Here is a 25,502-nt window from a genome sequence, read left to right on the forward strand (position 1 = left end):
GTCAGACCGTCTCGACGACGAGGCGCTCGACGGCGCTGATGGCCTCCGGAACGGCGGCCGGGTTCTGGCCGCCGCCCTGGGCGACGTCCGGCTTGCCGCCACCGCCGCCACCGAGGGTCTTGGCGGCCGTACGGACCAGGTCGCCGGCCTTGAGACCGCGCTCGCGGGCGGCCTCGTTGGTGGCGATCACGGTCAGCGGGCGGTCGTTCGCCACGGTGAACAGGGCCACGACGGCCGGGCGGTCGCCCTGGATGCGGCCCCGGACGTCGAGGACCAGCTTGCGCAGGTCGTCGGCGCCGATGCCGTCCGCCACCTGGCCGACGACCAGGGCGACGCCGTGGATGTCCTGGGCGTTCGCGGCGAGACCGGCGGCGGCCTGGAGGACCTTCTCCGCGCGGAACTTCTCGATCTCCTTCTCGGCGTCCTTCAGCTTGCCGAGCATGGAGGCGATCTTCTCCGGCAGCTCCTCCGGACGGCCCTTGACCAGCTCCTGGAGCTGGGCGACGACCGTGTGCTCCTTGGCGAGGAAGTTGTACGCGTCCACGCCCACCAGGGCCTCGACACGACGCACGCCGGAGCCGATGGAGGACTCGCCGAGCAGCTTCACCAGGCCCAGCTGGGCGGTGTTGCCGACGTGCGTGCCGCCGCACAGCTCCTTGGAGAAGTCGCCGATCGTGACGACGCGCACGCGCTCGCCGTACTTCTCGCCGAACTCGGCGATGGCGCCCTGCTTCTTCGCCTCGTCGATGCTCATGATCTCGGCGGTGACGTCGAGCTCGCGCGACAGCACGTCGTTGATCTTCTGCTCGACGTCGGTGAGGACCGAGCCGGGGACGGCGTTCGGGGAACCGAAGTCGAAGCGGAAGCGGCCGGGGCTGTTCTCGGAGCCGGCCTGGGCGGCCGTCGGGCCGAGCGCGTCACGCAGCGCCTGGTGGGTCAGGTGCGTGGCCGAGTGGGCGCGGGCGATGGCCCGGCGGCGGTGGATGTCGATGGCGGCGTACGCGGAGGCGCCCACCGTCACCTCGCCGACCTGGACGGAGCCCTTGTGCACGGGGACGCCCGGGACCGGCTGCTGCACGTCGCGGACGACGATGACGGCGCCCGAGTCGAGCTTGATCCGGCCCTGGTCGGCGAGCTGGCCGCCGCCCTCGGCGTAGAAGGGGGTGCGGTCGAGGACGACCTCGACCTCGTCGCCCTCGGAGGCGGCGGGCGCGGAGACGCCGTTGACCAGCAGGCCGACGATGGTGGACTCGCCCTGGGTGGTGGCGTAGCCGGTGAACTCGGTGGCGCCGGAGCCGTCGGCGATCTCGCGGTAGGCGGACATGTCCGCGTGGCCGGTCTTCTTGGCCTTGGCGTCGGCCTTGGCCCGGTCGCGCTGCTCCTGCATCAGGCGGCGGAAGCCGGGCTCGTCCACGGAGAGGCCCTGTTCGGCGGCCATCTCCAGGGTGAGGTCGATCGGGAAGCCCCAGGTGTCGTGGAGCAGGAACGCCTTGTCGCCGGAGAGGACCGTGCCGCCGGTGGCCTTGGTCTCGGTCACGGCGGTGTCGAGGATGTTGGTGCCGCCCTTGATGGCCTTCAGGAAGGCGGCTTCCTCGGCGAGCGCGACGGTCTCGATGCGCTTGCGGTCGGTGGCGAGCTCCGGGTACTGCTGCCCCATCGTGTCGATCACGACGCCGACGAGGTCCTGGACGACGGGACCCGTGGCGCCCATCAGGCGCATGTTGCGGATGGCGCGGCGCATGATGCGGCGCAGCACGTAGCCGCGGCCCTCGTTGCCGGGAGTGACGCCGTCGCCGATGAGCATCGTCGAGGTGCGGATGTGGTCGGCGACCACGCGCAGCGAGACGTCGGTGCCCTGGGCGGCGCCGTAGCGGACACCGGTCAGCTCGGTGGCCTTGTCCATGACCACGCGCAGGGTGTCGGTCTCGTACATGTTCTGCACGCCCTGCAGGATCATCGCGAGGCGTTCGAGGCCGAGTCCGGTGTCGATGTTCTTCGACGGCAGGTCGCCGAGGATCGGGAAGTCTTCCTTCCCGTCGCCGGCGCCGCGCTCGTACTGCATGAAGACCAGGTTCCAGATCTCCACGTAGCGCTCGTCGTTGACGGCCGGGCCGCCCTCGACGCCGAACTCGGGGCCGCGGTCGTAGTTGATCTCGGAGCACGGGCCGCAGGGACCCGGGACGCCCATGGACCAGAAGTTGTCCTTCTTGCCCAGGCGCTGGATGCGCTCGGCGGGAACGCCGATCTTCTCGCGCCAGATCTGCTCGGCCTCGTCGTCGTCGAGGTAGACGGTGATCCAGAGCTTCTCGGGCTCGAGGCCGTAGCCGCCGTCCGCCACGGAGCTGGTCAGCAGCTCCCAGGCGTACTTGATGGCGCCTTCCTTGAAGTAGTCCCCGAAGGAGAAGTTGCCGCACATCTGGAAGAACGTGCCGTGGCGGGTGGTCTTGCCGACCTCTTCGATGTCCGGCGTGCGGACGCACTTCTGGACGCTGGTGAGCGTCGGGGCCGGCGGCTTGGTCTCACCCAGGAAGTAGGGCTTGAACGGCACCATGCCCGCGGGCACCAGCAGCAGAGTCGGGTCGTCCGCGATGAGCGACGCCGAAGGGACAACGGCGTGACCGCGCTCCTCGAAGAAGCTCAGCCAGCGGCGGCGAATCTCAGCCGACTCCATCAGTGGTCCTCATTCCGGTCGTACGAAAAATTGGGTCGGTAGGTGGTCTTGGTGTTCTCGATGGCCCGCAGCCGTCGGGGCCCGGGAAGGGCCGTGACGTTGTCGGGCCGGTCGGGGTCCTGGTGGAGCCCCAGTGCGTCGTTCAGCTCGTCCTCGCGCTGCGTCATTCCCGCTTTGACGTCGAGGGCGAAGTCCTTGAGGCGGTGTCCCGCCTCCACGGCCTTGTCGGCCGCCTGGGCGGCGAGGCTCTCGGGCGTCAGCTTCTTCAGCTGACGGTTGACCTTGGTGGTGGCCCACACGCCGGCGGCTGCGCCGGCGGTGAACCAGAAGGCTCGGCGGAACATCGGCGGTCTCAGCCCTTCTGCTTGCGGCGCCGGGCGGCCGGCACCGTACGTCCGACGATCACGGATCGGCGGGATGCCTTCGGCGGCGTGCCGCCCGACGGGGCGGCGTCCCCCTTGCCCAGCGCCTTGCGGACGCCGTAGCCGAAGGCCGCGACCTTCACCAGCGGCCCGCCGAAGGCGGTGGCCACGGTCGAGGACAGCGCGGAGGCGTTGGAGGTGACCTCCTGCACGTCGCTCGCGATGGCGTCGACCCGGTCGAGCTGGGTGCGCGCGGAGCGGACGGTGGTGGAGGCGTCGGCGAGGAGCGGGACGGCCTGGTCGGTCACGTCGGCCACCAGCTTGGTGGTCGCCTTGAGCACCTGGGCCAGTCTCACCAGGGCCACGGCGAGGAAGGAGATCAGGATGGCCCAGAAGACGGCCACGATGATCCCGGCCACCTCTACACCGGACACGTCACACCGCTCTCTGTCTGTACCTCGACCGCAGGACTATTCGCCCTCCGACCCTATCGCGCCGGAGATCCTCGGCCGTACCGGAAATCCGGGAGGACCGGGCCCGCCTTGAACGCAGCGCATCCGGACCAGTACCCTCCGTGTCCCATGCGACAGAGACCCCTGCGAAGTGCCGCCGGAGGCAATCTTCCCTCGGACCTCGGCCGGTTCGTCGGGCGGGGTGGCGAACTCGCCCAGCTGGGGCGGCTCCTGGAGTCCTCGCGGCTCGTGACGGTGACCGGCGTGGGCGGGGTGGGGAAGTCCCGGCTCGTACTGGCGGCGGCCCGGGCCGCCGCCTCGGGATCGCAGGAACGCTACTGCGACGGGGTCCGGCTGGCCGAGCTGGCCACCGTACGGGATCCGGCGCTGCTGGAGCTGGCCCTCGCCGAGGCGCTCCGGTTGACCGACCACACCACCCGGCCGCCCCGCACCGTCCTGGTCGAGCACCTGGCCGGGCAGCGGCTGCTGCTGGTCCTGGACGGCTTCGAGCAGCTGGTCGACGAGTGCGCCGACCTGGTACGGGAGCTGCTGCGCCGGTGCCCCGGTCTGCATGTCCTCGCGGCGGGCCGGCGCCCGCTGGCCCTGGACGGGGAATCGACCTTTCCGCTGGCCCCGCCGGCCGCCGAGGAGGCGCTGGCCCTGCTGGTGGCGCGGGCGTCCGCGGCCGACCCGGCGTTCGCGGTGACCGCGGAGAACCGGGCCGCGCTGGTCGAGCTGTGCGCCCGCCTCGACGGGATCCCGCTGGCGCTGGAGCTGGCTGCGGGCCGGCTGCGCACGCTGTCCCCCGAGCAGGTGCTGGCCCGGCTGGAGGACCGCTTCGCGCTGCTGACGGGCGGGGTGCGCGGCGGGCTCGCCCGGCACCGGGCGCTGCGGACGGCCATCGGCTGGAGCCATGAGCTGTGCACACCGGCGGAGCGGCTGCTGTGGGCGCGGCTGTCGGTGTTCGCGGGGCAGTTCGACCTCGACGCCGTCGAATACGTGTGCGCGGGTCCGGATCTGCCGGTGGAGGACGTGCTGGACCTGGTCGGGGAACTCCAGGCCCAGTCCCTGCTGGTCCGCGAGGAGACCCCGGCCGGGGTGCGGCTGCGCATGCTGGAGACCGTACGGGTGTACGGGGCGGGCTGGCTGGAGTCGATGGGGGACGCCGGACGACTGCGGCGGCGCCACCGGGACTGGTACCTGGGTCTGGCGACGTGGTGCGAGCTGGACTGGTTCAGCCCGCGCCAGCAGGAGGTGGCCGCGCTGGTGGAGGTGGAGCTGCCGAACGTGCGGCTCGCCCTGGAGTGCTGCCTGGACGAGCCGGACGAGGCGCATCTGGGCCAGTACCTGGCGGGGACCCTGTGGTTCTACTGGGCGGGCTGCGGGCGGCTGACCGAGGGGCGGCACTGGCTGGAGCGGACCCTGGAGCCGGTGGACCAGGCGGTGGACTACGAGAGCTCGCGGCTGAAGGCCCTGTGGGTGCTGGGCTATGTCGCGGCCCTGCAGGGGGACGCGGCGGCTTCGATGAGCGCCCTGTACGAGTGCCGGGACGGGGCGGCGCAGAGCGGGAACCCGGTGGCGGCGGCCTACGCGGTGCACCGGATGGGCTGCCTGGCGCTGGTCTCGGACGACATGGCGCGGGCCCGGGAGCTGCTGGGCACGGCGCTGGAGCAGTACCGGGCGGCCGGCGAGCTGAACAGCAACGTGCTGATGTGCCAGGTGGAGCTGGGGATGGCGTTGGCCTTCCTCGGTGACCTGCCGGGCGCGCTCGCGCTGTGCGGGGAGGTCCGGGAGATCTGCGAGGAGCGCGGGGAGCGCTGGACGAAGGCGTACGCCCTGTACGTCCTCGCGTACGCCGCCCTGGACGCGGGGCGCACGCAGGAGGCGCGGCTGCTGCTCACCGAGTGTGTGGCGATCAACCACGTCTTCCACGATCTGGTCGGTCTGGTGCTCGCGCTGGAGCTGCTCGCGCTGGTCACGGTCGCGGAGGGGGACGCCGCGGAGGCGGCGGTGCTCCAGGGCGCGGCGGAGCCGATGTGGGGCGGGGTGGGGCTGCAGCTGTTCGGCTCGGGGTACTTCAACGCCCCGCGGCTGATGTGCCGGGAGCGGGCGGGCGAGCTGCTGGGGGCCGAGCGTTACGCGGCGTACGAGGCCGAGGGGCGGGCGCTGAGCCGTGAGGCGCTGGTGGGTCGGGCGCTGCGCGATCCGCAGGAACGCGGCGACGGTGTCGGCGGGGTGCCCCGGCGGACGGGGCGGGCGCGCGGCTCGCGGGTCCCGAGGGGCGCGGCGGCGGAGCAGCCGCAGCCCTGAGGGCGAGCAAGGGCCCGCCGTCCGGTCCCGGGAAGCGGGAAACCCGCCGCCCCTTGGAGGGGACGGCGGGCTGACCAGCCGATGAGACCAGGCCTGCCTTAGCGGGCGTAGTACTCGACGACGAGCTGCTCGTCGCAGATGACCGGGATTTCCTTGCGGTTCGGGTCGCGGTCCAGGCGGAAGGCCAGGGCCTTCAGGTTGACCTGCAGGTAGCGCGGGGTCTCGCCCTCGCCTGCGTAGCCACCCTCACGGGCAACCTGGAACGGAACCTTCTCGCGGCTGCGCTCGCGCACGGTGATGACGTCGTCCGGACGGACACGGAACGACGGCTTGTCGACCTTGTCACCGTTGACCTCGATGTGGCCGTGAACGACCATCTGGCGGGCCTGGTAGATGGTGCGGGCGATGCCCGAACGCAGAACCAGGGCGTCGAGGCGACGCTCGAGCTCGACGACAAGCGCCTCGCCCGTCTTGCCTTCGGCCTTCTTGGCGCGGTCGTACGCGCGGGCCATCTGACGCTCAGAGATGTCGTACTGAGCGCGCAGACGCTGCTTCTCCAGCAGACGAACCTTGTAGTCCGAGTTCTGCTTGCGGCCACGGCCGTGCTCGCCCGGCGGGTAGGGGCGGGCCTCGAAGTACTTGACGGCCTTCGGGGTCAGCGCAATGCCGAGGGCACGCGACTTCTTGACCTTGGGTCGCTTCTGGTTCACGGGGAACCTACCTCCATGTAAGTTAGGTGAGGCTTACCTTAGCGAGGAGGACGTAATGTCTCGACCACATGGGATCCCCCTGCCCAGTGCGCAACGCAGTTCGGATTCAGACGAAACAGAATCCGCTTGCGCCGACGATAAGCAAGGTCAGCCGCGTCCCAGGGAAGGCGTTCGGCAGCTCACCGGAGCCGAACGCGTACGAACCCTCGTAGAGTCCAACGCCTCAGTATCCCTCACGCTGATCGGTGCTCGTGACAGTCACGAGGCCGAGGAGTTCGGGACAGGGCTGCCGGTCGCACGGACCGTCACCCCGGACGGGGACGTGATTCTCCTTGTATCAGGGGAATCCGCGGCTGCCAGGGCAGCCGCTCACGCCCAGGACGACGACCTCACCGCCGTGATCGAGATCACGGATGTGGCGCCGGTGTCCGTGCCACATCGTATCCGAGGCCGCGCCTGGCTCGCCGGATGGCTGACGCCGGTGCGCGGGGACGACCGCGCCGCATGCGCCGCGCTGCTCGCGGAGCGACAGCCGGTGGGCGAGCTGTTGGGCATGCGGGAGTCCCTGGGCGCCCCGCACGCCGGGCGCCCGGCGTGGATGATGCTGCGCCTGGAGGTCGGCGAGATCTCGGTGGACGACCTGTGGGGCGCCGAGCACGTGGACCCGGAGGACCTGGCCGCGGCGGAGCCGGACCCGATGGTCGCGCACGAGTCGGAGCTGCTGCAGCACCTGCACGCCGCCCACGGCGACCGGCTCGGCGAGCTGGGCGGCCTGCTCGGCGCCCGCGAGGCCCGGGGAATGAGCGCCGTCCCGCTCTCGCTGGACCGCCTCGGCCTGCGCGTCCGCTTCACCGGCGGCCCGGCCGGCTCCTTCGACGCCCGCTTCGACTTCCCGGAGCCGGTCGCGGACATCTGCGGCCTGCGCCGGGCGATGCACTCCCTCTTCTCGGCGGCTTCGTACTAGGGCGTGATCGGCACGATGCCCCCTACGGGGTGCAGGTGGCCAGCATCTCCTGGAGGGCGAGCTTCTCCGGAGCGGTCACGGACAGGCCGTACCTGGCCTTGATCCCGGTGTAGCGGCGCGCGTACTCGCACCAGTACGCGCGCCGGGGCGGCCGCCACTTGTCGGCCGTCCGGCTGCCCTTGTCGTAGTTGGTCCGCTTGTCCACGGCGAGCAGGACGTCGAGGTCGTTGGCGTACTCCAGCCTGCGCTGCGGGGTCCACGCGTACGCGCCGCCCCGCCAGGCCGCGCCCAGCGCGACGACATGGTCGGTCTGGATCTGCGAGGCGCGCCGGTAGGTGTAGGGCAGCACCTTGCCGGTGTACGGGTCGTGGAGCGTCCCGGAGAGCACGACGCACGGGTTCCGGTCCCCTTCGCGACGGTCGTCGAGGTCCCGGCGCAGCACGTCGTCGCGGGTGTCGCAGCCGTTGCGCCCGCCGACGGCGTCGGTCTCGTCGGACCAGTACCTGCCGAAGTTCTCGCGCTTGTACGTCTCCCAGTTGCGGCCCCATTCGACCTTCAGCCCGGCCAGCTGTGCCTTCGCGGACGCCGCGTCCGGCGGGAATCCGGAGCCGACGAGCGGCACCCGCGCGACCGATGCCGCCGCACTGGCCCGGGCCGTCGCGACGTCTTCGTGGTGGCATCCGGCCGCCGCGGGCGCGGCGAGGGCCAGGACGGCGAGTACGGCGAGCGGCCGGGACGGACCCATGCACGGAGCCTAGGGGCCTCCCGGCCGTCCCCGGTGGATCAGCGCGCGGGGCCGTTCCCGGCCCGGTCGAGCGAGCGCCGGATCCGCCGGGCCCGGGTCAGGTCCGCGCCGTCCTCGTGGCCGCGGAAGGCCCGGGCCGCGTCCAGGAGGTGGCTCCGGCTCTAGGAGGTGGCTCCGCGCAGGCGTTCGCGGACCTTCTCCACCACATCCGCGTAGCGGGCTTCCGCGCCGTACCGGGTCGGCTCGTAGTACCGCTTGCCCTGGATCTCGTCCGGCGCGTACTGCTGCGCCGCGATCGCGCCCGGCACGTCGTGCGGGTACACGTACCCCTGTGCGTGGCCCAGCTTGGCCGCGCCCTTGTAGTGCCCGTCCCGCAGGTGCGTCGGGACCGGGCCCGCGAGGCCCGCCCGTACGTCGGCCAGCGCCGCGCCGATCGCGGTCGTGGCGGTGTTCGACTTCGGGGCCAGCGCCAGCGCGATCGTGGCGTGCGAGAGGGTCAGCGCCGCCTCCGGGAAGCCGATCATCGCCACCGCCTGGGCCGCGGCCACCGCGATCGGCAGGGCCGTCGGGTCGGCCAGCCCGATGTCCTCGCTCGCCGAGATCATCAGGCGGCGCGCGATGAACCGGGGGTCCTCACCGGCCTCGATCATCCGGGCCAGGTAGTGCAGGGCGGCGTCCACGTCCGAGCCACGGATCGACTTGATCAGCGCGCTGGCCACGTCGTAGTGCTGGTCGCCGTCCTTGTCGTACCGGACGGCCGCCCGGTCGACCGCCTCCTCCAGCGTCCGGAGGGTGATCTCGTCCTCGCCCTTGGCGATGGCCGACCCGGCGCCCGCCTCCAGCGCGGTCAGCGCCCGCCGGGCGTCGCCGCCGGCGATCCGCAGCAGGTGGGCCTGGGCGTCCGCCGGGAGGGAGACGGCCCCGCCCAGCCCCCGCTCCTCGGTGAGGGCCCGCCGCATCAGGGCGCTCAGGTCCTCGTCCGTCAGCGGTTCCAGCGTCAGCAGCAGCGAGCGCGACAGCAGCGGGGAGATGATCGAGAAGTACGGGTTCTCGGTGGTGGCCGCGATCAGCGTCACCCAGCGGTTCTCGACGGCGGGCAGCAGCGAGTCCTGCTGGGCCTTGCTGAAGCGGTGGATCTCGTCGAGGAAGAGGACGGTCTCCTTGCCGTAGCCGCCGGCGGCGCGCTTGGCGCCCTCGATGACGGCCCGTACCTCTTTGACGCCCGCCGTGATGGCGGACAGTTCCACGAATCGCTTCTGCGTGGCCTGGCTGACCACGTACGCCAGGGTCGTCTTCCCGATGCCGGGCGGGCCCCAGAGGATCACCGAAGAGGCACCGGCCGGGCCGCCGGCCCCTTCCTCGACCAGCCGCCGTAGCGGTGATCCGGGCTTGAGCAGGTGCTGCTGGCCGACGACCTCGTCCAGGGTGCGCGGGCGCATCCGGACGGCGAGCGGGGAGCTCGCGGGGTCCTTCTCCCGGCGGTCTTCGGCAGCGGCGGTGAACAGGTCTGGTTCCACACAGGCAGCCTATGCGAGCCCACCGACAGGGCCCCGGACGGCCCGCGCCGCCGCCCGCGCTCAGGAGGTCCAGAAGTCCCACCAGCGGGTCAGGATCAGCATCCCGATGATCCCGACGTGCAGGACGGGCAGGACCCAGGTGAACTCGTCGAGGAAGGACTTGAGCCAGCCCGGGGCGGGCAGCAGCCCTTCGCGGACGTTGTGCGCGGTGACGTACCAGAACATGAAGATGGTGGCGACCCAGGCCAGGCAGCACCACAGGCAGAGCGAGTTGATGTTGTACAGCGACTGGTACATGAGCCAGGTGCAGAAGACGACGCCGAAGAGGGTGCCGGCGTTGAAGGTGAGCCAGTACCAGGGGCGGAACGAGGCTCCGGCGAGCATGCTCATGCCGACGCAGATCACGATCCCGTAGGCGACGAGTCCGAGCATCGGGTTCGGGAAGCCGAAGGCCGACGCCTGGTCGCTCGTCATGATGTTGCCGCAGGAGACGATCGGGTTCAGGCTGCAGGCCGGCTTGAAGGTCGGGTCCTCCAGCAGCTTGAACTTGTCGATCGTGATCACCCAGGCGGCGAGCAGACCCGCGGCTCCGGTGATCACCAGCAGCAGGGCCAGGGCCCGGCTTCCCCCGACGGTCCTGCCCCGGGCGGTGTCCGCGTCCGCGCTTCGTGTCGTCATACCGCCCGCTCCACATCTGCCAGGTGATCAAGCACGGGCCATTGTGCCGTACGAGCCTGTGAACGGACGGGGGCCGGGGAAAGATCCCCGGCCCCCGTCCTGTGTACTCCCCTGCCGCCGCGGCCGGTTGCCGTCAGGCGAGGCGGGCGAGGACCGTGTCGACCAGCTCGGCGACGGGGACGGCCGACTGCTCGCCGGACTCCATGTCCTTCAGCTGGACGACGCCCTCGGCGAGGTCCCGCTCGCCCGCCACGATCGCGAAGCGCGCGCCGCTGCGGTTGGCGTCCTTCATGGCGCCCTTGAGGCCCTTGCCGCCGTAGGACATGTCCGCCGCGACGCCGGCCTTGCGCAGCTGGGTCACCAGCCCGAACACGGCCGGCTTGGCCTCGCCCAGCGCCACCGCGAAGACCGTCGTCGTCGCCGGGATGTCCAGCTCGATGCCCTCGGCCTCCAGCGCCAGGACCGTGCGGTCCACGCCGAGCGCCCAGCCGACCGACGGCAGCGCCGGTCCGCCGATCATCTCCGACAGTCCGTCGTAGCGGCCGCCGCCGCCCACCGCGGACTGCGCGCCGAGACCGTCGTGGACGAACTCGAAGGTGGTCCGGGTGTAGTAGTCCAGCCCGCGCACCAGCTTCTCGTCGTCCTCGAAGACGACGCCGGCGGCCGTGATCAGCGCCCGCACCTCCTCGTGGTACGCCTTGCACCCGTCGCACAGGTAGTCGCGCAGCACCGGCGCGCCGACCAGCTGCTTCTGCACCTCGAGCCGCTTGTCGTCGAGGACGCGCAGCGGGTTGATCTCGGCCCGGCGGACGGTCTCCTCGTCGAGGTCGAGTCCGCTCAGGAAGCTCTGCAGCGCCTCGCGGTAGACGGGGCGGCACTCCTTGTCGCCGAGCGAGTTCAGCAGGATGCGGAAGTTCGACAGGCCGAGGGTGCGGTAGGCCTCGTCGGCCAGGATGATCAGTTCGGCGTCGAGCGCCGGGTCCTCGGAGCCGATGGCCTCGGCACCGACCTGCGAGAAGTGGCGGTAGCGGCCCTTCTGCGGGCGCTCGTAGCGGTAGTACGAGCCGGAGTACCAGAGCTTCGCCGGGAGGTTGCCCTGCTTGTGCAGGCTGGCCTCCAGGGCCGCGCGCAGCACGGAGGCGGTGCCTTCCGGGCGCAGGGCGAGGTTGGTGCCACCCTTGGTGGTGAGGGTGAACATCTCCTTGGTGACGATGTCGGTGGACTCTCCGACACCGCGGGCGAAGAGGTTCACGTCTTCGAAGCCCGGCGTCTCGATGTACCCGTACCCGGCCTTGCGCAGCGGCGCGGAGATGGCGTCGCGGACCGCCAGGTACTTGGCCGAGAACGGCGGGATCAGGTCGTACGTGCCCTTGGGGGCCTTGAAAGTGCTCACGGAGCTTTCGTCACATTCCTCGTCGTGGAGCGGCGATGCCGTCTCCGAGCCCGGCGGCGACTTCCCGCAGGTACGGGTTGGTCGCGCGCTCGCGGCCGATGGTGGTCTGGGGACCGTGGCCGGACAGCACCACGGTCGAGTCGTCGAGCGGCAGGCACACGCGGCCCAGCGATTCGAGGATCTCGGCGTGGGAGCCGCCGGGCAGGTCGGTGCGTCCGATGGAGCCGGCGAAGAGCAGGTCGCCCGAGAAGAAGACCGGCGGGATGTCGGCCAGCTCGGGCATCCTGAAGGTCACCGACCCCTTGGTATGCCCCGGCGCGTGCGCCACGGAGAAGTCCATTCCGGCCAATTTCAGGGCGGCGCCGTCGGCCAGCTCGCGGACGTCGTCCGGCTCCCCGACGGTCAGCTCGCCCATGAGCGGCATCCCGATGGAGCGGCCGAGGGCCTTCTCCGGGTCGCTCATCATGTAGCGGTCCTCGGGGTGGATCCAGGCCGGTACGTCGTGTGCTCCGCACACCGGGACCACCGAGGCCACATGATCGATGTGTCCATGGGTCAGCACGACCGCGACGGGCTTGAGCCGATGCTTCTTCAGCGTCTCCTCGACACCCTGGGCGGCCTGGTGGCCCGGGTCGATGATGACGCACTCCTCACCGGCGGCGGGGGCGACCACGTAGCAATTGGTGCCCCAAGCGCCTGCGGGGAACCCGGCAATCAGCACGTTCGTCCTCAATCGTCGTCCGGCGGGAGGCTGCAGACAGGAATGCTGCTGCTCAGAGCCTACCGGCGCCGCTCATTACACAGCGAACCCATATACGGTACGGCCTATCCCAGCCCGGACAGCAGTAGCAGACACGTACAAGGAGACGACCCGGTGGTCACGAGCGATCAGCGACGGCGACAGCTCGCCAAGGAGAAGTACGAGCGCCAGCAGAAGCGCCGGGCCGAGGCCCGGCGGAAGTCGCGTCAGCGCGCGGCCGTGATCGGCGCGGCGGTGGCCGTGGTGATCGCGACGCTGGTGGGCCTGATCGTCGGCGGGGTCTTCGACAAGGACAAGAAGGACTCGGCCGCGGACCCGTCCGCGAACCCGTCGGCCTCGGCGAGCGAGCCGGCGCCCAAGCAGTCCCCCTCGCCGGAGATGGCGATCGACCAGAAGGCCAAGTACACCTTCGCGCTGAAGACGAGCGCGGGTGACATCAACTTCACGATGGACGCGGCGAAGACCCCGCAGACCGTGAACTCCTTCAAGTCGCTCGCGGACAAGGGCTACTTCGACAACACCAAGTGCCACCGGCTGACGGCCGGCGGGATCTTCGTCCTCCAGTGCGGCGACCCCGAGGGCACCGGCAGCGGCGGCCCGGGCTACAACATCCCGGACGAGAACCTGGACGCGCTGGGCAAGGCCGACGCGAACGGTCAGGTCGTCTACCCGGCCGGCACGGTGGCGATGGCCAACACGGGCCGGCCCGGCTCGGGCGGCAGCCAGTTCTTCCTGGTCTACAAGGACAGCCCGCTGGCGCCGACGTACACACCGTTCGGCAAGATCGACGCGGCCGGTCTGAAGGTCGTGGAGGAGATCGCGAAGGCCGGTACGGTCGACGGCGGCCAGGACGGCGCGCCCAAGACCGAGGTGAAGATCGAGAAGGGCACCGTCACCCAGAACTGACGTGATGCGCAGACCCCGGGCCCGGCCGGTCCGCCGCCTGTACGCCGATATTCCGTCGTGCGGGATGCGGACAGCCGGCCCGGCGGTCGCCTATGTTGGCGTTGTGCAGGGCGGGCGCTGCCCGCCCCAGGAAACTGTGGACGATGCCCAGGGGGTGAACCCCTCGCAAGGCATCAGGTGGAGGAGGCGCTGTGAGCAGCGACCCGTGGGGCCGAGTCGACGAGACGGGCACCGTGTACGTGCGTACTTCCGATGGCGAGCAGGTCGTCGGATCGTGGCAGGCCGGCACCCCTGAGGAGGCCCTGGCCTATTTCGAGCGCAAGTACGAGGGCCTGGTGGTCGAGATCGGCCTCCTCGAAAAGCGGGTGCGGACCACTGATCTGTCCGCCAAGGACGCCCAGACGGCCATCGACCACCTGCGCGTGCAGGTCGACGAGCACCATGCCGTGGGTGACCTGGACGCCCTGCGGGTGCGGCTGGACAAGCTGGTCACGACCGTGGAGTCGCGGCGCGAGGAGCGCAAGGTAGCGAAGGCCAAGCAGACGGACGAGGCCCGCGCGGCCAAGGACGCGCTGGTCGTCGAGGCCGAGCAGCTGGCGCAGAGCGACCAGTGGCGCAGTGCCGGTGAGCGGCTGCGCGCCCTGGTGGACATCTGGAAGGGGCTGCCGCGCCTCGACCGCAAGTCGGACGACGAGCTGTGGCACCGGTTCTCCCACGCCCGTTCCGCCTTCTCCAAGCGCCGCAAGGCGCACTTCGCCTCGCTGGACGCGCAGCGCGAGGATGCCCGGAAGGTCAAGGAGAAGCTGGTCGCGGAGGCCGAGTCGCTGTCGAAGTCGACCGACTGGGGTCCTACGGCCGCCCGCTACCGCGAGCTGATGGCCGACTGGAAGGCGGCGGGCCGGGCGCAGCGCGAGTCCGAGGACGATCTGTGGAACCGTTTCCGCGGTGCGCAGGACGTGTTCTTCGCGGCCCGCAGCGAGGTCTTCGCCGAGCGTGACGCCGAGCAGATCGAGAACCTGAAGCTCAAGGAGGAGCTGGCCGACGAGGCCGAGAAGCTCGTCCCGATCACGGACCTGAAGGCCGCCCGTGCGGCGTTCCGCTCCCTGAACGAGCGTTGGGAGGCCATCGGCCACGTGCCGCGGGACGCCCGGCCGAAGGTCGAGGGCCGGATGCACTCGGTCGAGCGGGCGATCCAGGAGGCCGAGGAGGGCGAGTGGCGTCGTACGAACCCGGAGGCGCGGGCCCGTGCGGCCGGTCTGACGGGTCAGCTCCAGGCTGCGGTCGACAAGCTGCGTGAGCAGATCGACGCGGCGCGTGCGGCGGGCAACAACGCCAAGGCCGACAAGCTCTCGCGCGAGCTGGAGGGCCGCCAGGCCCTGCTGGACCAGGCGCTGAAGGGCCTGGAGGAGTTCGGCGGCTGATTCCCGGCCACCCGTGTACGCACGAGGGCCCCGGTACGGAGATCCGTACCGGGGCCCTCGTCCGTGTTACGGCCTGCGGGCCGAGGTGACGCGGTAGACGTCGTAGACGCCCTCGACGCCCCGGACGGCCTTCAGGACGTGCCCCAGGTGCTTGGGGTCGCCCATCTCGAAGGTGAACCGGGAGGTGGCCACCCGGTCGCGGGAGGTCTGGACGGCCGCCGAGAGGATGTTGACGTGCTGGTCCGACAGGACGCGGGTGACGTCCGACAGCAGGCGGGACCGGTCCAGCGCCTCGACCTGGATGGCGACCAGGAAGACGGAGGACTGGGTGGGCGCCCACTCGACCTCCAGCATCCGCTCGGGCTCCTGGGAGAGGGAGTCCACGTTGACGCAGTCCGCGCGGTGAACCGATACGCCGCTGCCGCGCGTGACGAAGCCGACGATCGGGTCGCCGGGCACCGGGGTGCAGCAGCGGGCGAGCTTGACCCACACGTCGTCGACGCCCTTGACGACGACACCCGGGTCGGCGTTGCTGCGCCGCTTGCGGCCGCGCGCCGGCGGGATCGATTCCTCGATGTCCTCGTTGGCCGCTTCCTCGCCGCCGAGGGCCGCCACCAGCTTCTGCACGACGCCCTGCGCGGCCACGTGGCCCTCGCCGATCGCCGCGTAGAGGGAGGAGATGTCGGGGTAGCGCATCTCGTGCGCGAGGGTGACGAGCGAGTCGCCGGTCAGGATGCGCTGGATGGGCAGGTTCTGCTTGCGCATGGCCCGCGCGATGGCGTCCTTGCCGTGCTCGATGGCCTCGTCCCGGCGCTCCTTGGAGAACCAGCCGCGGATCTTGTTCCGGGCCCGCGGGGACTTGACGAAGCCGAGCCAGTCGCGGGACGGGCCCGCGCCCTCGGCCTTGGAGGTGAAGACCTCGACCAGGTCGCCGTTGTCGAGCGTGGACTCCAGCGGGACGAGCCGGCCGTTGACCCGGGCCCCTATCGTCCGGTGGCCGACCTCGGTGTGGACGGCGTACGCGAAGTCCACCGGGGTGGCTCCGGCGGGCAGCGCGATGACGTCGCCCTTGGGGGTGAAGACGAAGACCTCGTTGCGGGAGAGGTCGAAGCGCAGCGAGTCGAGGAACTCGCCCGGGTCCTCGGTCTCCTTCTGCCAGTCCAGCAGCTGGCGCAGCCAGGCCATGTCGTTGACCGTGTCCTGGCCGGCGCTGCCCTTGGCGGCCTGCGGGACGTCGGTGCGGACCTTGGAGGTGCCGGCGACGGTCTGCTGCTTGTACTTCCAGTGCGCGGCGATGCCGTACTCGGCGCGGCGGTGCATGTCGAAGGTGCGGATCTGCAGCTCGACGGGCTTGCCACTGGGTCCGATGACCGTCGTGTGGAGCGACTGGTACATGTTGAACTTGGGCATCGCGATGTAGTCCTTGAACCGGCCGGGGACCGGGTTCCATCGCGCGTGCACGGTGCCCAGGGCCGCGTAGCAGTCCCGGACGGTGTCGACGAGGACGCGAATGCCCACCAGGTCGTAGATCTCCGCGAAGTCACGGCCGCGGACGATCATCTTCTGGTAGACGCTGTAGTAGTGCTTCGGGCGGCCCGTCACCGTGGCCTTGATGCGGGCGGCGCGGAGGTCGACCTGCACCTCGTCGGTGACGACGGCGAGGTACTCGTCGCGCTTGGGGGCGCGCTCGGCGACCAGGCGCACGATCTCGTCGTACATCTTCGGGTAGAGGATCGCGAAGGAGAGGTCTTCGAGCTCCCACTTGATCGTGTTCATGCCCAGCCGGTGCGCCAGCGGGGCATAGATCTCGAGGGTCTCGCGGGCCTTCTTCTCCTGCTTCTCCCGCTTGAGGTAGCGCATGGTGCGCATGTTGTGGAGCCGGTCGGCGAGCTTGATGACCAGGACGCGCGGGTCCTTGGCCATGGCCACGACCATCTTGCGGACGGTCTCCGCCTGGGCGGCCTCGCCGAACTTCACCCGGTCCAGCTTGGTGACGCCGTCGACGAGCAGGGCCACGGCGTCGCCGAAGTCGCGGCGCAGGTCTTCGAGGCCGTACTCGGTGTCCTCGACGGTGTCGTGCAGCAGACCGGCCATGAGGGTGGCCGGGTCCATGCCGAGCTCGGCGAGGATGGTGGTCACCGCGAGCGGGTGGGTGATGTACGGGTCGCCGCTCTTGCGCTTCTGGCCGCGGTGCCAGCGCTCGGCCACCTGGTAGGCCTGCTCCAGCTGGCGCAGCGTCGACGTCTCGATCTTCGGGTCGTTGCTGCGGACTATACGGAGCAGCGGCTCCAGAACCGGGTTGTACGGGTTCGAGCGCTGCACGCCGAGCCGGGCGAGACGGGCGCGCACCCGGTTCGAGGACCCGGCGGACTTCGCCGGCGCGGGCTTGACCGGCGGCGCCGGCGGTGCCTGCGGCGCCGGCGGGGGCGTGGCGGGGGCCGCCGTGGTCTGCTCGGCCTGCGGGTCGGGCTGCGCGGCGGAGATTGGCTGGACCTCGTCTGGCAAGAGCGCTCCTCACGGGGGTCCCCCCGGTCGTGGTCCGGGGGTGGATCCGGTGCCCGTGTCCGGTCCGGACAACCCATGGTAGCGAGGGTTCGCCCACCCCGTTCCCCCAGCCTCCGCCGCACTCCGGCCCACCGGCCTCGGAGGCGAGGAGCCCCGCTCCCCGAGCCCCGCCGCGCGCTTCTCCGGGCCCGCGGGCGTTCGAGGCACCCCGTCGACCCCGCCGCGCGCCCCTCCACCCCCGCAGGCCTTCGAGGCGCCCTCTTTCACCCCCGCCGGCCTTCGAGGCGCCCTCCTTCACCCCCGCAGGCCTTCGAGGCGCCCTCCTTCACCCCCGCAGGCCTTCGAGGCGCTCTCTTTCAGCCCCGCCGGCGTTCGAGGCGCCCTCCTTCACCCCCGCAGGCCTTCGAGGCGCCCTCTTTCAGCCCCGCCGGCGTTTGAGGCGCGGGGGTCCGGGGGCGGCGCCCCCGGCAGCGGCGGCGCACACGAAAGCGGCGGGCACCCGGGACGTCCCGGATACCCGCCGCTTCGGCACAACAGGGTCAGACCACGATCAGCGCGTCCAGCGGAGCCTCGCCCAGCGCCTCGCCCAGCCGCAGGCGCCCCGGCAGGAACGACAGTTCCATCAGCACCGCCACGCCCGCGACCTCCGCCCCGGCCCGCCGGATCAGCGAGAGCGAGGCCTCCGCCGTACCACCGGTGGCCAGCACGTCGTCGATGACCATGACCCGGTCACCGGCCGCCAGGTCCTCGGCGTGGACCTCGATCTCCGCGGTGCCGTACTCCAGCTCGTACGACTGCGCCAGCGTCGCGCCCGGCAGCTTCCCGGCCTTGCGCACCGGCACGAAGCCGATCCCGGCCTGCACGGCGACGGGAGCCGCGAGGATGAACCCGCGCGCCTCCAGTCCGACGATCTTCGTCGCGCCGTACCGCCCGGCCAGCTCCACCAGCGTGTCCGTCAGCGCGGCGAACGCCTTGGGGTCCGCCAGCAGCGGGGTGATGTCCTTGAACATCACGCCCGGCTTCGGGTAGTCCGGCACGTCCTTGATCCGGCTGAGCAGCAGGTCCCGTACGTCCTCGGACAGCGGCCCGGTCAACGCCGCCGCCCCGACCGGCCCTGCGCCACGACCTGCGGCTCGTCCTCGGCCGCGTAGGCCTCGTCCGGTGACTCGCCCTTGGCCACCGCGGCCGCCCGCTTGGCGAGCACCCGCTTCTTGAGCGCCTTCATCGCCGGCTCGCGCTCCTTGAGGTCCACGACCAGCGGGGTCGCGATGAAGATCGAGGAGTACGCACCGGCCGCGAGGCCGACGAACAGCGACAGCGAGATGTCGTTCAGCATGCCGGCGCCCAGGAAGCCGCCGCCGATGAACAGCAGCGCGGCGACCGGGAGGAGCGCCACGACCGTGGTGTTGATCGAACGGACCAGGGTGCCGTTGATGCTGCGGTTGGCGACCTCGCTGTACGTCCAGCGGGTCTGCTTGGTGATGTCCTTCGAGCCCTCCTTGAGACCGTCGAAGACGACGACGGTGTCGTAGAGGGAGTAACCGAGGATCGTCAGCAGACCGATGACCGTGCCCGGGGTGACCTCGAAGCCGACGAGCGCGTACACGCCGACGGTGATCGTGAGGTCGTGGATAAGCGCGATCAGCGCCGCGACCGCCATCCGCCACTCGAAGGCGATGGCCAGGTAGATCACCACGAGGACCATGAAGACGCCGAGACCGGTCCAGGCCTTGTTCGCGATCTGCTCGCCCCAGCTGGGGCCGACCAGGTCGGCGTTGATGGCGGCCTGGTCGACCTTGAGGTCGGTGGCGAGCTTCTTCTTCACGTCGGTGGCGGCGTCGGTGTCCACACCCGAGATCTGGATGCGCAGCCCGCCGGTACCGAGCTCCTGGACGATCGCGTCGTGGCCCGAGACCTTCTCCGCGGCCTCCGTCGCCGCGGCGACGGAGACGGACGTCTTCGGGGTGGTGAAGACGGCACCGCCCTTGAACTCGATGCCCATGTTGAGGCCCTGGACGGCCAGGGCGACGATCGCCGTGATGGTGATCAGGATGGAAACGCCGTACCAGAGAAAGCGCTTGCCGACGAAGTCGTAGCCGACCTCACCGCGGTACAGCTTGGCGCCGAGATCTCCCAGCTTCGACATCTCTCACGCCTCCTTTGCGTCGACGGGGGCGGGGGCGGAACCGGTGCGGCGGGACCGGCGCAGCGGAGGCTTGGCGCCCAGCCGCTTCGGGTCCAGCCCGGACCACGGGTGACCGCTGGAGAAGAACTTCGTACGCGCCACCAGGGTCATGACGGGCTTGGTGAAGAGGAACACCACGACCACGTCGAGCAGGGTGGTAAGACCCAGTGTGAAGGCGAAGCCCTGCACCTTGCCCACCGTGACGATGAACAGCACCGCGGCGGCGAGGAACGACACGAAGTCGGAGACCAGGATCGTGCGACGGGCGCGCGGCCAGGCGCGCTCGACGGCCGGACGCAGGGTGCGGCCCTCACGGATCTCGTCCCGGATGCGTTCGAAGTACACGATGAACGAGTCCGCCGTGATACCGATCGCCACGATCGCGCCGCAGACCGCGGGCAGGTTCAGCGCGAAGCCGATGCCCTTACCGAGCAGCGACATGATCGTGTAGGTCAGGATCGCGGAGACCATGAGGCTGACGATGGCGATGAACGCCAGGCCCCGGTAGTACGCCAGCAGGTAGATCACCACGAGGGCGAGGCCGATGGCGCCGGCGATCAGGCCGGCCTTCAGCTGCTCGCTGCCGAGCGCGGCGGTGACGGTGGTGACGCTGTCCTCGCTGAAGGAGAGCGGCAGGGCGCCGTACGAGAGCATGTTGCCCAGGTCCTGCGCGGACTGCTGGTTGAAGCCGCCCGAGATCTCGGCGTTGCCGCCGGTCAGCGCCTGGCTCACCGACGGGTCGGAGATGACCTTGCCGTCGAGCACGATCGCGAACTGGTTCTGCGGCATCTGCTTGGTGGCCAGCTCACCGGTGATCTTGGCGAACTTGTCGGCGCCCTTGTCGGTGAACTGCATGGTGACGATCCACTGGCCGCGCTGGGGGTCGATCTGCCCCTTGGCTTCCTTCACGTCCTGACCGTTGACCTGGGCCGGGCCGAGGACCCACTTGCCCCAGGCGTCGCCGCGCTGACCACAGGCGATCATCGGCTCCTCGGGCTTGGCGCCCTGGCCGGCGGCGGCGCGCTGCGCCGGGTCGTTGCAGTCCAGCGCCGCGAACTTGGCCTGGAGGGCCGCGGCGGCGGCCTCGTCACCGGTCGGCGCCGGCGCGGAGGCTGAGGGCGACGGAGCCTTGGTGTCGTCTGCCTTCTTCGACTCGCTCGCCGAGGGCGAGGGAGTGGGGGCGGCCGGGGCCTTGAGGGCCTCACTGAGCGCGCGGCCCTGGGAAGTGGCGCTGGACGACGGGGTGGCGGAGGGACTGGCCTTGCCGTCCCCGGCCTTGGGAGCCTCGGAGCCGCTCGCGGAGGGGCTCGGGCTCGGGGTGCCCTCGGGAGCGGCCGGGGAGCCGTCCGCGAAGGCGATGACCGGGCGGAAGTACAGCTGGGCGGTGGTACCGACCTGCTCGCGCGCCTGCTGCTCGTTCGTCCCCTTGGGGATGTTCACGATGATGTGGTCGCGGCCCTGGGTCTGGACCTCGGCCTCGGACACGCCGAGACCGTTGACGCGGCGGTCGATGATGCCGACCGCCGTGTTCATGTTGGTCTCGTTGATGGCGCTCTCTTTGCCGGGCTCGCTCTTGGCCTTGAGCGTGATGCTCGTGCCGCCGGCGAGGTCGATGCCCAGCCTGGGAGTCGTCTGCTTCGAGAGGAACATCCCCGCGGTGAGCGCCACCATCGCGATCAGGATGATCGCCAGGGCGCGCCCCGGCCTCCCCTGAGCCCCCGTGGGCCGCCGGCCCTTCTTCGGTGCTGCCACCTTGTCGTTTCTCCCTGTCCAACCGTCCCGCGCCGGGTCAGCGCGGGGACGGCCACGAAATGTGTGGTGGGGACCCCTGCCCCCCGCAGAAGTGTCACAGACGGGGACCGTGCGGGTCGCCGGTCGGGCGCCTCCACGGTCCCCCGCCGAGCGTTACTTCGCGCCGGTCTCGCCGTCGGACTTGCCGTCCTTGGGCTCGTCGTCGCCCTTGGGCGCGTCCTCGTCCTTCTTGCCCAGGTCGAGCCCCGGAGCCTCGTCCTCGTCCTTGGTGAGGTCGGCCTTCGGAGCCTCGGTCAGCGAAGAGGCGTCGTCCGGGACGACCGGCGTGTCGGTCGGCTCGTCGTCGCTGATGCCGTGGACGATGCGGTTGTACTCCGCGTCCTCCAGAACGGCACCGATGGAGTTCTTCGCGAAGATCGCGTGGACGCCGGGGGCCAGCTCGAGAGTGACCGTGTCGTCACCGATCTCCTTCACCGTGGCGTACATGCCGCCGATGGTGCGGACCCCGGTGCCGGGCGCCATGTGGTCGCGCATCTGCGCGGCTGCCTGCTGCTTCTTCTTCGCGGAGCGGGTCATCAGGAACATCGCCCCGATGAGCACGATGAACGGGAGGAGTGTCACGAGATTCACGGGACGGAGATCCTTCGCACGACCGCACGCGGACGGCGGCCTTTTCTACGGGGGTGGGCACACCGACCCGAAGGGTCGGCATCGGCGGAGTCTAGGCGAGTCCGCACCGATGGAACAACGCCCAGCATGGCACCGCAGTTCCTGAGGGGTCGAACCTCCGCGCCGTCAGGCCCCGAACAAGCCCTGTTGTCCGCTTGATCCACTCCCGCCGTGCTGCGGCGGTACGAGTCCCAGGTGGGCCCATGCGGCAGGCGTCGCCACCCGTCCCCTGGGCGTACGCGCGAGCAGCCCCTCGCGGACCAGGAACGGCTCCGCGACCTCCTCGACGGTCTCCCGCTCCTCACCGACGGCCACGGCGAGGGTGGACAGGCCCACGGGCCCGCCGCCGAACAGCTTGAGCAGTGCTTCGAGAACGGCGCGATCCAGTCGGTCGAGGCCGCGCCCGTCCACCTCGTACACCTGAAGGGCGGTACCGGCCACCTGGCGGTTGATCACACCGTCGGCCCGGACCTGGGCGTAGTCCCGGACGCGGCGCAGCAGGCGGTTGGCGATGCGCGGGGTGCCGCGGGAGCGCCCGGCGATCTCGGCGGCGCCGGCGGTGTCGATCTCCACGTCGAGGAGACGGGCGGAGCGGTGGATGACACGCTCCAGCTCCTCGGGGGCGTAGAACTCCATGTGCCCGGTGAAGCCGAAGCGGTCCCGCAGGGGCGGGGGCAGCAGTCCGGCCCGGGTGGTGGCGCCGACCAGGGTGAAGGGCGGCAGCTCCAGCGGGATCGCGGTGGCCCCGGGACCCTTGCCGACGATCACGTCGACGCGGAAGTCCTCCATGGCCATGTAGAGCATCTCCTCGGCGGGCCGGGACATGCGGTGGATCTCGTCGAGGAAGAGGACCTCGCCCTCCTGGAGGGAGGAGAGGATCGCGGCGAGGTCGCCGGCGTGCTGGATGGCGGGGCCGGAGGTGATGCGGATGGGCGCGCCCATCTCGGCCGCGATGATCATGGACAGGGTGGTCTTGCCGAGGCCGGGCGCGCCGGAGAGCAGGACGTGGTCGGCGGTGGCTCCGCGCTGGCGGGCCGCCTTGAGGACGAGATCCAGCTGCTGGCGGACCTTCTCCTGGCCGACGAACTCCCCGAGGTCCTTCGGCCGCAGCGCCGCCTCGACGGCGGTGTCCTCGCCGTCGGCGGCGGCCGCCACGATCCGGTCGTCGCTCTCGTCTTCCCAGTTCACGCTGTCAGTCTGCCTTCTCGGTTCGTACGGTGGTCTGTCGCCCGGGGCGGAGCCCCGACCCTGCGGCCCCGCGGGCCTCCACAACCCGGAGCCCGCCGCCGAGCCCCGACCCGCCAGCCCCCGGCGTTCGAGGCGCGGGGTCCGGGGCCGAGCCCCGATCCTTCAGCCCCGCCGGCGTTCGAGGCGCGGGGTCCGGGGCCGAGCCACGGGAGGCCGGGCGGCACGGCTAGCGGGCGCGGTTCAGGGACTGCAGGGCGGCTCGCAGCAGCTGCGGAACCGGGGCCGAACCGCCGGCGGCAATGGCGGCCTCGGCCTGCGGAGTCACCGCCGCCACCGCGTCCTCCGCGTCGCGCGAGGCGTACCCGAGGCCGATCAGGGCGGCGGACAGCTGCTCGGTCCAGGGGGCGGGCCCGGTGGCCGCGGCCCGCTGGGCGCCCACGAGGCCGCTGCTGCCCAGCGGGGCGCCCAGCTTGCCCTTCAGTTCGAGGAGTAGTTTCTGCGCGCCCTTCTTGCCGATGCCCGGCACCGCCACCAGCGCCTTCTCGTCACCGGTGGAGACGGCCAGCCGCAGCGCGTCGGGGCTGTGCACGCCGAGCATCGCCTGGGCGAGCCGCGGCCCGACCCCGCTGGCGGTCTGCAGGATCTCGAAGACCTGCCGTTCGTCGTCGTCGGCGAAGCCGTACAGGGTCAGCGAGTCCTCACGGACGACCAGGGAGGTGGCCAGCCGGGCCGTCTCCCCCATCCGCAGGCCCGAGATGGTGGCGGGCGTGCACTGCACGGCCATGCCCACTCCCCCGACCTCGATCACGGCAAGGGTGGGGGCGAGTGCGGCGACGGGGCCGCTCACGAAGGCGATCATCGGGTACGGCCTTTCGAGGCGTGCAGGGCGACCGCCTGCTGGAGGCGGTTCTGGGCGGGGGCCCGCCAGATGTGACAGATGGCCAGGGCGAGGGCGTCGGCGGCGTCCGCCGGCTTGGGCGGCGCGTCCAGTCGGAGCAACCGGGTGACCATCGCACCGATCTGGGCCTTGTCGGCCCGGCCGCTGCCGGTGACGGCGGCCTTGACCTCGCTGGGGGTGTGCAGGGCGACCGGTATCCCGCGGCGGGCGGCGCACAGCATCGCGACGGCGCTCGCCTGGGCGGTGCCCATCACGGTGCTGACGTTGTGCTGGCTGAACACCCGCTCCACGGCGACCACTTCGGGCCGGTGCGCGTCGAGCCATTCCTCGATGCCCTGCTCGATGGCGACGAGCCGGAGGCCCAACTCGGCGTCCGCGGGCGTCCGTACGACCCCCACACCGATCATGGTCAGGGGGCGGCCGGCCACCCCCTCGACCACGCCGACACCACATCGCGTCAGCCCCGGGTCAACGCCCAGTACCCGCACCCGTGCCCCCTTCTTCGCTCTCCTGTACGTGCAGCTTCGCAGGTTATCGGGTGGCACTGACAAAGCAGCGGGCCGCCGGGGTGTGTCCCCGTCGGCCCGCTGCCCGATGCTGTGCGTGGTGGGCGCCGGTCAGGCGTCGACCTTCTCCATGACCTCGTCCGAGACGTCGAAGTTGGCGAAGACGTTCTGCACGTCGTCGCTGTCCTCCAGCGCGTCGATCAGCTTGAAGATCTTGCGCGCGCCCTCTTCGTCCAGCTCGACCTGCATGGTCGGCAGGAAGTTGGAGTCGGCCGAGTCGTAGTCGATGCCGGCCGCCTGGAGCGCGGTACGGACCGCGACCATGTCGGTGGCCTCGCTGATGATCTCGAAGCTCTCGCCGAGGTCGTTGACCTCTTCGGCGCCCGCGTCGAGCACCGTCTCCAGCACGTCGTCCTCGGAGAGCTCACCCTTGGGCAGCAGGACGACACCCTTGCGGTTGAACAGGTACGAGACCGAGCCCGGGTCGGCCATCGAACCGCCGTTGCGGGTCATGGCGACACGCACGTCGGACGCGGCACGGTTTCGGTTGTCGGTGAGGCACTCGATGAGCACCGCGACGCCGTTCGGACCGTAGCCTTCGTACATGATCGTCTCGTAGTCGGCGCCGCCGGCCTCGAGGCCGCCGCCGCGCTTGACCGCGGAGTCGATGTTCTTGTTCGGGACCGAGCTCTTCTTGGCCTTCTGGATGGCGTCGAAGAGCGTCGGGTTGCCATCGATGTCGGCGCCGCCCATACGGGCCGCGACCTCGATGTTCTTGATCAGCTTCGCGAAGAGCTTGCCGCGCTTGGCGTCAACCACGGCCTTCTTGTGCTTCGTCGTAGCCCATTTAGAGTGGCCGGACATCTGCCTGTCTCCTTCGCGTCACCAACAGTGTTCGTCTCCGATCCTA

General features: G+C 70.9%; 22 protein-coding genes. 4 read left to right on the forward strand and 18 right to left on the reverse strand.

The genetic code is table 11. From position 1 onward, the window contains the following. Position 1: 1 nt before the first annotated feature. Genes alaS through BCL76_RS19895 form a run of 3 tightly spaced genes read right to left on the reverse strand, consistent with a single transcriptional unit; the run spans position 2 to position 3,467 of the window. Complete coding sequence (gene alaS / locus BCL76_RS19885; protein ID WP_109780828.1) at positions 2–2,671, reverse strand: alanine--tRNA ligase; 2,670 nt, start codon at positions 2,669–2,671, stop codon at positions 2–4. Beyond that, positions 2,671–3,015 carry a DUF6167 family protein gene (locus tag BCL76_RS19890; RefSeq protein ID WP_109780829.1) on the reverse strand — a complete coding sequence of 115 codons (345 nt, stop codon included), beginning with the start codon at positions 3,013–3,015 and terminating at the stop codon, positions 2,671–2,673. The genes alaS and BCL76_RS19890 overlap by 1 nt, the downstream gene beginning before the upstream one ends. An 8-nt stretch (positions 3,016–3,023) precedes the next feature. Next, a complete protein-coding gene (locus BCL76_RS19895; RefSeq protein ID WP_109780830.1) occupies positions 3,024–3,467 on the reverse strand; it encodes a DUF948 domain-containing protein in 444 nt (147 codons plus the stop codon). A gap of 147 nt (positions 3,468–3,614) precedes the next feature. On the opposite strand from BCL76_RS19895, the gene BCL76_RS19900 reads away from it, so the two are divergent. Continuing rightward, complete coding sequence (locus BCL76_RS19900; RefSeq protein WP_109780831.1) at positions 3,615–5,795, forward strand: ATP-binding protein; 2,181 nt, start codon at positions 3,615–3,617, stop codon at positions 5,793–5,795. A 98-nt stretch (positions 5,796–5,893) separates the two neighbouring features. Here BCL76_RS19900 and rpsD read toward each other — a convergent pair whose 3' ends face one another. Beyond that, positions 5,894–6,505, reverse strand: coding sequence for a 30S ribosomal protein S4 (rpsD, locus tag BCL76_RS19905; RefSeq protein WP_008740451.1), 612 nt, complete (start codon positions 6,503–6,505; stop codon positions 5,894–5,896). A gap of 55 nt (positions 6,506–6,560) precedes the next feature. On the opposite strand from rpsD, the gene BCL76_RS19910 reads away from it, so the two are divergent. Beyond that, the gene (locus BCL76_RS19910; RefSeq protein ID WP_258309805.1) at positions 6,561–7,469 is read left to right on the forward strand and encodes a DUF2470 domain-containing protein; all 909 of its coding nucleotides are present in this window, start codon (positions 6,561–6,563) and stop codon (positions 7,467–7,469) included. A 22-nt stretch (positions 7,470–7,491) separates the two neighbouring features. Here BCL76_RS19910 and BCL76_RS19915 read toward each other — a convergent pair whose 3' ends face one another. The 5 genes from BCL76_RS19915 to BCL76_RS19935 form a co-directional block, all read right to left on the reverse strand. Beyond that, positions 7,492–8,214 (reverse strand): HNH endonuclease family protein, encoded by a 723-nt coding sequence (locus tag BCL76_RS19915; protein ID WP_109780832.1) that lies wholly within the window; start codon positions 8,212–8,214, stop codon positions 7,492–7,494. A 161-nt stretch (positions 8,215–8,375) separates the two neighbouring features. Next, entirely contained in the window at positions 8,376–9,731 is a 1,356-nt protein-coding gene (locus tag BCL76_RS19920; RefSeq protein ID WP_109780833.1) for a replication-associated recombination protein A, read from the reverse strand. Between the two features lie 60 nt (positions 9,732–9,791). Continuing rightward, positions 9,792–10,409, reverse strand: a complete 618-nt coding sequence (locus BCL76_RS19925; RefSeq protein WP_109780834.1) for a vitamin K epoxide reductase family protein — start codon at positions 10,407–10,409, stop codon at positions 9,792–9,794. Positions 10,410–10,542: 133 nt separating this feature from the next. After that, positions 10,543–11,802, reverse strand: a complete 1,260-nt coding sequence (gene hisS, locus BCL76_RS19930) for a histidine--tRNA ligase (RefSeq protein ID WP_109780835.1) — start codon at positions 11,800–11,802, stop codon at positions 10,543–10,545. Positions 11,803–11,812: 10 nt separating this feature from the next. Beyond that, positions 11,813–12,523, reverse strand: a complete 711-nt coding sequence (locus BCL76_RS19935) for an MBL fold metallo-hydrolase (protein WP_109780836.1) — start codon at positions 12,521–12,523, stop codon at positions 11,813–11,815. Between the two features lie 153 nt (positions 12,524–12,676). Between BCL76_RS19935 and BCL76_RS19940 the strand changes: the two genes are divergently transcribed. Then, positions 12,677–13,468 (forward strand): peptidylprolyl isomerase, encoded by a 792-nt coding sequence (locus BCL76_RS19940; RefSeq protein WP_109780837.1) that lies wholly within the window; start codon positions 12,677–12,679, stop codon positions 13,466–13,468. Positions 13,469–13,659: 191 nt separating this feature from the next. Continuing rightward, positions 13,660–14,889, forward strand: coding sequence for a DUF349 domain-containing protein (locus tag BCL76_RS19945; RefSeq protein WP_109780838.1), 1,230 nt, complete (start codon positions 13,660–13,662; stop codon positions 14,887–14,889). A 66-nt stretch (positions 14,890–14,955) separates the two neighbouring features. Here BCL76_RS19945 and BCL76_RS19950 read toward each other — a convergent pair whose 3' ends face one another. The 9 genes from BCL76_RS19950 to BCL76_RS19990 all read right to left on the reverse strand — a co-directional run bounded on the left by BCL76_RS19950 (position 14,956) and on the right by BCL76_RS19990 (position 25,456). Then, a complete protein-coding gene (locus BCL76_RS19950) occupies positions 14,956–17,394 on the reverse strand; it encodes a RelA/SpoT family protein (RefSeq protein ID WP_109780839.1) in 2,439 nt (812 codons plus the stop codon). 539 nt (positions 17,395–17,933) lie between these two features. After that, positions 17,934–18,488 (reverse strand): adenine phosphoribosyltransferase, encoded by a 555-nt coding sequence (locus BCL76_RS19955; RefSeq protein WP_109780840.1) that lies wholly within the window; start codon positions 18,486–18,488, stop codon positions 17,934–17,936. Further along, the gene (secF, locus tag BCL76_RS19960) at positions 18,485–19,540 is read right to left on the reverse strand and encodes a protein translocase subunit SecF (RefSeq protein ID WP_109780841.1); all 1,056 of its coding nucleotides are present in this window, start codon (positions 19,538–19,540) and stop codon (positions 18,485–18,487) included. The genes BCL76_RS19955 and secF overlap by 4 nt, the downstream gene beginning before the upstream one ends. 3 nt (positions 19,541–19,543) lie before the next feature. After that, positions 19,544–21,331: a protein translocase subunit SecD gene (gene secD / locus BCL76_RS19965; RefSeq protein WP_109780842.1), complete on the reverse strand. Its 1,788-nt coding sequence runs from the start codon at positions 21,329–21,331 to the stop codon at positions 19,544–19,546. Positions 21,332–21,484: 153 nt separating this feature from the next. Beyond that, positions 21,485–21,961 carry a preprotein translocase subunit YajC gene (yajC, locus tag BCL76_RS19970; RefSeq protein WP_109780843.1) on the reverse strand — a complete coding sequence of 159 codons (477 nt, stop codon included), beginning with the start codon at positions 21,959–21,961 and terminating at the stop codon, positions 21,485–21,487. A 165-nt stretch (positions 21,962–22,126) separates the two neighbouring features. Further along, the gene (gene ruvB / locus BCL76_RS19975) at positions 22,127–23,188 is read right to left on the reverse strand and encodes a Holliday junction branch migration DNA helicase RuvB (RefSeq protein ID WP_109780844.1); all 1,062 of its coding nucleotides are present in this window, start codon (positions 23,186–23,188) and stop codon (positions 22,127–22,129) included. A 226-nt stretch (positions 23,189–23,414) separates the two neighbouring features. Next, the gene (gene ruvA, locus BCL76_RS19980) at positions 23,415–24,047 is read right to left on the reverse strand and encodes a Holliday junction branch migration protein RuvA (RefSeq protein ID WP_030765692.1); all 633 of its coding nucleotides are present in this window, start codon (positions 24,045–24,047) and stop codon (positions 23,415–23,417) included. After that, positions 24,044–24,574, reverse strand: a complete 531-nt coding sequence (ruvC, locus tag BCL76_RS19985) for a crossover junction endodeoxyribonuclease RuvC (protein WP_109780845.1) — start codon at positions 24,572–24,574, stop codon at positions 24,044–24,046. The genes ruvA and ruvC overlap by 4 nt, the downstream gene beginning before the upstream one ends. 129 nt (positions 24,575–24,703) lie before the next feature. Continuing rightward, positions 24,704–25,456 (reverse strand): YebC/PmpR family DNA-binding transcriptional regulator, encoded by a 753-nt coding sequence (locus tag BCL76_RS19990; protein WP_030765687.1) that lies wholly within the window; start codon positions 25,454–25,456, stop codon positions 24,704–24,706. Positions 25,457–25,502: the final 46 nt, after the last annotated feature.

It is taken from the genome of Streptomyces sp. CG 926 (assembly GCF_003148825.1).
Classification (GTDB): domain Bacteria; phylum Actinomycetota; class Actinomycetes; order Streptomycetales; family Streptomycetaceae; genus Streptomyces.

Coding starts and splice junctions, on each gene's coding strand:
- alaS (WP_109780828.1), bottom strand. CDS start 2,671: ATGGAGTCGGCTGAGATTCGCCGCCGCTGGCTGAGCTTCTTCGAGGAG.
- BCL76_RS19890 (WP_109780829.1), bottom strand. CDS start 3,015: ATGTTCCGCCGAGCCTTCTGGTTCACCGCCGGCGCAGCCGCCGGCGTG.
- BCL76_RS19900 (WP_109780831.1), top strand. CDS start 3,615: ATGCGACAGAGACCCCTGCGAAGTGCCGCCGGAGGCAATCTTCCCTCG.
- BCL76_RS19910 (WP_258309805.1), top strand. CDS start 6,561: ATGTCTCGACCACATGGGATCCCCCTGCCCAGTGCGCAACGCAGTTCG.
- BCL76_RS19915 (WP_109780832.1), bottom strand. CDS start 8,214: ATGGGTCCGTCCCGGCCGCTCGCCGTACTCGCCGTCCTGGCCCTCGCC.
- BCL76_RS19925 (WP_109780834.1), bottom strand. CDS start 10,409: ATGACGACACGAAGCGCGGACGCGGACACCGCCCGGGGCAGGACCGTC.
- secF (WP_109780841.1), bottom strand. CDS start 19,540: ATGTCGAAGCTGGGAGATCTCGGCGCCAAGCTGTACCGCGGTGAGGTC.
- ruvA (WP_030765692.1), bottom strand. CDS start 24,047: ATGATCGCCTTCGTGAGCGGCCCCGTCGCCGCACTCGCCCCCACCCTT.
- BCL76_RS19990 (WP_030765687.1), bottom strand. CDS start 25,456: ATGTCCGGCCACTCTAAATGGGCTACGACGAAGCACAAGAAGGCCGTG.